This is a genomic window from Limnoraphis robusta CS-951 (assembly GCF_000972705.2).
The window spans coordinates 1-7,667 of the sequence record NZ_LATL02000175.1; the positions used below are offsets into that span (position 1 = coordinate 1).

General features: G+C 41.9%; 6 protein-coding genes. All 6 read left to right on the forward strand.

What is annotated here, in order from left to right:
* Positions 1 to 553 precede the first annotated feature (553 nt).
* Positions 554 to 2,824, forward strand: a complete 2,271-nt coding sequence (locus tag WN50_RS14925) for a caspase family protein (RefSeq protein WP_046278329.1) — start codon at positions 554 to 556, stop codon at positions 2,822 to 2,824.
* 42 nt (positions 2,825 to 2,866) lie between these two features.
* The gene (locus WN50_RS14930; RefSeq protein ID WP_046278328.1) at positions 2,867 to 3,553 is read left to right on the forward strand and encodes a Uma2 family endonuclease; all 687 of its coding nucleotides are present in this window, start codon (positions 2,867 to 2,869) and stop codon (positions 3,551 to 3,553) included.
* A 25-nt stretch (positions 3,554 to 3,578) separates the two neighbouring features.
* On the forward strand, positions 3,579 to 4,370 hold the full coding sequence (locus tag WN50_RS14935; protein WP_046278327.1) for a Uma2 family endonuclease: 792 nt from the start codon (positions 3,579 to 3,581) through the stop codon (positions 4,368 to 4,370).
* Between the two features lie 46 nt (positions 4,371 to 4,416).
* Positions 4,417 to 4,836 carry a XisH family protein gene (locus WN50_RS14940; protein ID WP_046278326.1) on the forward strand — a complete coding sequence of 140 codons (420 nt, stop codon included), beginning with the start codon at positions 4,417 to 4,419 and terminating at the stop codon, positions 4,834 to 4,836.
* A complete protein-coding gene (locus WN50_RS14945; protein WP_046278325.1) occupies positions 4,824 to 5,159 on the forward strand; it encodes a XisI protein in 336 nt (111 codons plus the stop codon). Before WN50_RS14940 ends, WN50_RS14945 begins: the two co-directional genes overlap by 13 nt.
* A gap of 133 nt (positions 5,160 to 5,292) precedes the next feature.
* The coding region (locus WN50_RS14950; protein WP_235440974.1) for a tetratricopeptide repeat protein at positions 5,293 to 7,667 on the forward strand (2,375 nt) is incomplete at its 3' end.

Here is a 7,667-nt window from a genome sequence, read left to right on the forward strand (position 1 = left end):
CATTAATTATAACGAGAAAATAAGGTCGTTTACTATCGAATAAACTCATTGACTAAAAAATAAAGTTCTAGACCAGCAAATCAAGTTGTATACTGCTGATCTAGGGCTTTTGTACTATATTGGAATAGCGAGCAGTTATATCATGTCCGGTTGAACAGTTATAAATAAACGACAGAGGAGTCAGGAGTCAGGAGTCAGGAGTCAGGAGGAAATCAAGAAGAAGAAAGAGGAGGAGGAGTCACCGAGTCACCGAGGAAATCAAGAAGAAGAAAGAGGAGGATTATGAGAAAGTTTTTTATCACTAATTATCCGGACATGATATTATATCAAGCTCTATAACGTCTATTAGTGAGGCTGTAAAATGGCTAAACCTAGTAGTCGTAGTAGTAGTTCGACTGTTATAGAAAAACGATTGCCGTCAGGTTGAGGTGAAGCTAAATTGCGATCGCTATATCATTACCACTGACTTAATATCTATTCCTCTTTATTGTTGGCTTGGATAAGCTGAAATACCAGCCAAATAGATTTTAAGTGATAATACTCTTAAAACTCCATGTCTCAACTCAAACGCCGTCATTTCCTACAATTTGCAGGTTCGACTCTAGCAACACTCGGTTTAAGTCAATTCGACTTCTTCCAACAAGCAGAACGTTATGGTCGAGTTTTAGCACAAACTACACCTCGTAAATTAGCATTATTAGTTGGAATTAACAACTATCAGGGAGCCAAATCATTAAAGGGTTGTCTCACCGATGTAGAATTGCAGAAACATTTACTCATTTATCGCTTTGGGTTTAACCCCAGTGATATTATAATTATATCAGACAATTCAAATCTAAAACCCACCCGAGAAAATATTATTCAAGCCTTTCAAGAACATTTAATTAAACAAGCCAAACCCGATGATGTTGTCGTGTTTCATTATTCGGGACATGGTAGCCTAATTAAAGATCCCTTTCCCCTCGATTTAAAAGAATGTCGTGCAGAAAATCGTCCATACAATAGCTGCTTATACAACGGAACAATTGTACCTCAAAACGCTACACCTTTGGGTCAACAAGGAGAAGCCGTCACCGTTTCCGACATCATGGGACAAACCTTATTTCTATTAATGAGTCGGCTACAAACCGATAAGTTAACAACCGTTTTGGATAGCTGTCATTCCGGTGCAGGAACGAGGGGAAATGCAGTGGTTCGGGCGGCGCGATTGACGAGAAGCGGCGAAGAATTGATTGCAAGCCAAATAGAATTGGAATTACAAGAACAATTATTAGCCGAATTGGGTTGGGGTAAAGAGGAATTTCAACGCAAACGAACCTCTGGAATTGCTAAGGGTGTTGCATTAGGTTCTGCTGGACGAACACAAGAAGCCATTGATGCACAATTTGACGGATTTCATGCGGGTGCATTCACCTATTTATTAACCCGTTATCTCTGGCAACTAACCTCAACTCAAAGTGTGGAATCAACTTATATTAATCTGCGGAGAAGCACCCGCAGTTTAGCCGAATCTAAACAAAGTCGTACCGCCCAAATCCCTATATTAGAATACCAACCCGGAAGCAACTTTAATCAAAAACCGTTGTTTTTACTGAACTTAACAACCCCTTCTGCTGAAGCCGTTATTACAAAAATTAGAGGAGAAACTATTGAATTTTGGTTGGGAGGTGTGGCATCTCAAAACCTCACAGGTTCGGAGAAAGAAGGCGTATTTTCGGTTGTAAATGAGTCGGGAAATATTGTCGGAGAAATTCAACAAACGTCTCGGGTTGAGGGTTTATTTGGAATAGGGAAACAAATCTCGGGAGACGCTTCGGCTATCAAAGAAGGTCGGCTTTTGCGGGAGAAAATAGTCGGAATTCCAAAAAATCCCAAGCTAAAACTAGCTTTAGATGAATCGTTGGGAGCGGATTTAAAAACCGCACAAGCTGAATTAGAATCGAATCAATGGGTTGAATTAGTACCAGCAACTCAACTTGATAATAGCGGATATTTTTTAGGAAGATTCACAGAAAGCTACAAACAACAACAAACCCCAAGAAACCTCGAGATTGAACTTCCGTCTGTGAATAGTGTGGGTTTATTTCAACCAGATTTAACACCAGAACCTCAGTCTTTTGTTCGTTCAAATGAACGGATTGTTGATGCAATTAATCGATTGCAACCTACTTTTAAACGGTTACTAGCTAATCAAATTTTAGGGCAATTATTAAATGTGAGTCAGGGTTCACCGCTTCAAGTTCAAGCCGAAGTTTTTGGTGGGGTAAACGCGATAAAAGTGGCGAGTCGGGGCGCAGAATCTGGCAATCCTACGGCGAATTTATTGCAAGTTCCTTCGGGGACTAATTTGCAAGTAAAAGTAGAAAATTTTGAAAATCAAGACCTGTATTTAGGAGTGTTAGTGATTAGTGCAACGGGTTCAATTAATATTCTTTATCCCGCCGACTGGGAAGCGCCCGAAGAAGCCTCTAGAATTGATAGAAATGGCAGTTTGACGGTACCTCGCCCCAGAGAGGGTAACTTTCAAGTTCGAGGTGAATCCGGTCGTGCGCCCGAATTGTTATTATTAGTGAGTCAGGAACCGCTACGCCAAGCCCTCAAAGCCATGCAAACCATTGCACGCAGTCGCGGAATGTCTCGCGGATTTATCACAGGTTTAACAGACAATGAACCCACCGATTTAATTAACGGTTTGCTAGAAGATTTAACGGGTTTTTCCCGCAGTGGTCAACCGGATAGAAATATTGCTTCAACTCAAGGTTCAATCCCCTACGAAACCTCAAAAATGGTAGTGCTTTCGGCTGTGATTGAAATCATTAATTGATGTGAATCTATTATACTATAAAGTAGTAAACTGGAGAATCAGATGACGATTGCTCAAGATTTGGAAACTCTCCAAACAGAAACCGAATTAGAAGACATTGAATTTCCCCTCGGAGATTTAGAAAGTAAGGAGCCGCCATTGGAAAGTGAACTGCATCTACGACAAATTCTGCTCTTGATTCAAATGCTAGAATATCTCTGGCAAGATCGTCAAGATTTTTATGCTTTTGGAAATCTGACCATTTATTATAGTTTGGAACAAAAGAAAACGGATAATTTTAGAGGGCCTGATTTCTTTGTGGTTTTAAATACCTCACGCAAACCCCGCAAAAGTTGGGTGGTGTGGGAAGAAGGGGGAAAATATCCAAACGTTATTATAGAACTGTTATCAAAATCAACAGCAAATGTAGACCGAACGACGAAAAAAGATATTTATCAAGATACTTTCCGAACACCGGAATATTTTTGGTTTTCACCGGAAACTTTAGAATTTCAGGGATTTGAAATTGTTCAAGGAAAATATCAGGAAATTCAACCCAACGAACAAGGACAATTGTGGAGTCAACAGTTACAACTTTTTCTAGGAATTCATCAGCAACAGTTGAGGTTTTTCACACCGGAAGGAGTATTAGTTCCGACACCTGAAGAATCAGCAAAAACAGAACGTCAACGCAATGAACGATTAGCCGCAAAATTGCGAGAATTAAATATTGATCCAGATACTTTATAATTATAACATTAAAAGGTAAAATAAAATGACCATTGCTCAAGATTTAGAAGTTCTCCAAACCGAAATCGAATTAGAAGAGATTGAATTTCCCCCCGGAGATTTAGAAAGCAAGGAGCCGCCATTGGAAAGTTATTTGCATCTACAACAGTTATTGCTGTTAATGAAGTGTTTGGACTGGTTGTGGCAAGACAGAAACGATTATTTTGCCGCCGGAAATCTGACCATTTATTATAGTCCTGAACAAAAGAAAACGGATAATTTTAGAGGGCCTGATTTCTTTGTGGTTTTAAATACCTCACGCCAACCTCGTAAAAGTTGGGTGGTGTGGGAAGAAGGCGGAAAATATCCGAATGTTATTATAGAACTGTTATCAAAATCAACAGCCAATGTTGATCGCACTAACAAAAAAGAAATTTATCAAGATATCTTCAGAACACCCGAATATTTTTGGTTTTCTCCAGAGACGTTAGAATTTAAGGGATTTGGTTTGTTACAGGGAACTTATGAAGAACTCCAACCCAACGAACAGGGCAGACTTTGGAGCAAACAATTAAACTTATTTCTGGGAGTTTATGAAGGAAAATTGAGGTTTTTTACACCGGAAGGTGAGTTAGTTCCAACTCCCGAAGAATCAGCAAAAACTGAAAAACAGCAACGAGAAACCGCCGAACAACGAGTAATAGAAGCGGAAGAAACAAGCCGCAAAACCCAAGAAGAACTCGAAGCCGAACGTCAACAAAGACAAGCCGAACAACAACGCAATGAACGGTTAGCAGCGAAGTTGCGAGAATTGAATATTGATCCAGACACCCTGTAATTTTTATGTTCTTCTGATAGTGATTTCATCCTCTGATCAAAATACTATGCCTGCTAGGGATATTTATCATCAAACGGTCAAAAAAGCACTGATAAAAGATGGCTGGACTATCACTCATGATCCTTTACGAATTCGATTAGCAAGAGGTAGAAACCTGTTTGTTGATATGGGTGCTGAACGGTTGCTTGCTGCTGAACGTGATGCGGAAAAAATAGCCATTGAAGTCAAGAGTTTTACCCGTCCTTCCGAAATGAAAGACCTTGAAGAAGCTGTGGGTCAATTTGTTCTGTATTCTCGCTTATTAAAGCGCTATTATCCCGACTATACTCTTTATTTAGCCGTGAGTGATAACATCCGAAAAACAGTCTTTGAAGAAGAAGCAGGTCAAACATTAATTGAGGATGGTATTATCCGCTTATTCAGTTTCGATCCAACTTTAGAGGTGATTATTCAATGGATTCGCTAAAATCTTCCTATCGTGATGTAATTGAAAACCTGTTGAAAAATTATGCCGAGTTTTTGGCTGGCGATGAAATAGAACTTGAACTGGTTTTTGATCGAGAACGCGATCGCTATTTGTTGGTCGAAACAGGCTGGCAAAATGATTATCGCATTTACGGAACAGTATTACATATTGATGTGATTGACGATCAACTTTGGATTCAGCATGATGGTACTGAAGACGGGGTGGCTTTGGAGTTAGTCGCCGCCGGAATTCCCAAAGAAAAAATTGTCTTGGGTTTTAAGCCGCCTTCCGAACGAAAATATACAGAATTTGCAACTCACTAAGCTGTTAATTTACAATAAAAATTTAGGAGGAAAGTCCGAGATAGTGCAACTCCGGGGAATCTCAACTGCATAACTCCAACACCCCCAAAAATAGGTTAGAAGTGAATGAACATCTACCCTTGGAGGAATTGCGGTGTTGAACCTCAAAGCGTTAACCCTGGCGGCGATCATTGGTGTGTTGAGTCCCATTCTACCCCCAAACGTTCTCTCTGAGTCGCCAGTTCTCGCCCAAACTCAACAGCAACGCCAAGCCGAAGCCGATCGATTATTTAATCAAGGTATTCAACAAGGCAAAACCAGCCAATTTCGAGAAGCGTTGCAGTCTTTCCAACAAGCTTTAGAAATTTATCGGGAAATCGGTAATAGACAAGGGGAAGCCAATTCTCTGGGCAATTTGGGCATTACTTACCGTAGTTTAGGGCAGTACCAAAAGGCGATAGAATTTTATCAGCAGCAGTTAACCATTGCACGAGAAATCGGCGATCGCAAGGGGGAAGGGGCTTCTCTGAACAATTTGGGCATTACTTACCGTAGTTTAGGGCAGTACCAAAAGGCGATAGAATTTTATCAGCAGCAGTTAACCATTGCACGAGAAATCGGCGATCGCAAGGGGGAAGGGGCTTCTCTGAACAATTTGGGCATTACTTACCGTAGTTTAGGGCAGTACCAAAAGGCGATAGAATTTTATCAGCAGCAGTTAACCATTGCACGAGAAATCGGCGATCGCAAGGGGGAAGGGGCTTCTCTGAACAATTTGGGCATTACTTACCGTAGTTTAGGGCAGTACCAAAAGGCGATAGAATTTTATCAGCAGCAGTTAACCATTGCACGAGAAATCGGCGATCGCAAGGGGGAAGGGGCTTCTCTGAACAATTTGGGCATTACTTACCGTAGTTTAGGGCAGTACCAAAAGGCGATAGAATTTTATCAGCAGCAGTTAACCATTGCACGAGAAATCGGCGATCGCAAGGGGGAAGGGGCTTCTCTGAACAATTTGGGCATTACTTACCGTAGTTTAGGGCAGTACCAAAAGGCGATAGAATTTTATCAGCAGCAGTTAACCATTGCACGAGAAATCGGCGATCGCAAGGGGGAAGGGGCTTCTCTGAACAATTTGGGCATTACTTACCGTAGTTTAGGGCAGTACCAAAAGGCGATAGAATTTTATCAGCAGCAGTTAACCATTGCACGAGAAATCGGCGATCGCAAGGGGGAAGGGGCTTCTCTGAACAATTTGGGCATTACTTACCGTAGTTTAGGGCAGTACCAAAAGGCGATAGAATTTTATCAGCAGCAGTTAACCATTGCACGAGAAATCGGCGATCGCAAGGGGGAAGGGGCTTCTCTGAACAATTTGGGCATTACTTACCGTAGTTTAGGGCAGTACCAAAAGGCGATAGAATTTTATCAGCAGCAGTTAACCATTGCACGAGAAATCGGCGATCGCAAGGGGGAAGGGGCTTCTCTGAACAATTTGGGCATTACTTACCGTAGTTTAGGGCAGTACCAAAAGGCGATAGAATTTTATCAGCAGCAGTTAACCATTGCACGAGAAATCGGCGATCGCAAGGGGGAAGGGGCTTCTCTGAACAATTTGGGCATTACTTACCGTAGTTTAGGGCAGTACCAAAAGGCGATAGAATTTTATCAGCAGCAGTTAACCATTGCACGAGAAATCGGCGATCGCAAGGGGGAAGGGGCTTCTCTGAACAATTTGGGCATTACTTACCGTAGTTTAGGGCAGTACCAAAAGGCGATAGAATTTTATCAGCAGCAGTTAACCATTGCACGAGAAATCGGCGATCGCAAGGGGGAAGGGGCTTCTCTGAACAATTTGGGCATTGCTTACAATAGTTTAGGGCAGTATCAGAAGGCAATAGAATTCCATCAGCAGTGGTTAACCATTGCACGAGAAATTGGCGATCGCAGAGGGGAAGCGAATTCTCTGGGCGGTTTGGGCAATGCTTACCGTAATTTGGGGCAGTATCAGAAGGCAATAGAATTCTATCAGCAGTCTTTAACGATTGCACGAGAAATTGGCGATCGCAAGGGGGAAGGGGCTTCTCTGAACAATTTGGGCATTGCTTATCGTAATTTGGGGCAGTACCATCAGGCGATAGAATTCCATCAGCAGTGGTTAACCATTGCACGGGAAATAGGCGATCGCAATGGGGAAGGGAATTCTCTGGGCGGTTTGGGTAATGCTTACAATAGTTTAGGGCAGTATCAGAAGGCGATAGAATTCTATCAGCAGTGGTTAACCATTGCACGGGAAATAGGCGATCGCAAGGGGGAAGGGGCTTCTCTGAACAATTTGGGCATTGCTTATCGTAATTTGGGGCAGTACCATCAGGCGATAGAATTCCATCAGCAGTGGTTAACCATTGCACGGGAAATAGGCGATCGCAATGGGGAAGGGAATTCTCTGGGCGGTTTGGGTAATGCTTACAATAGTTTAGGGCAGTATCAGAAGGCGATAGAATTCTATCAGCAGTGGTTAACCATTGC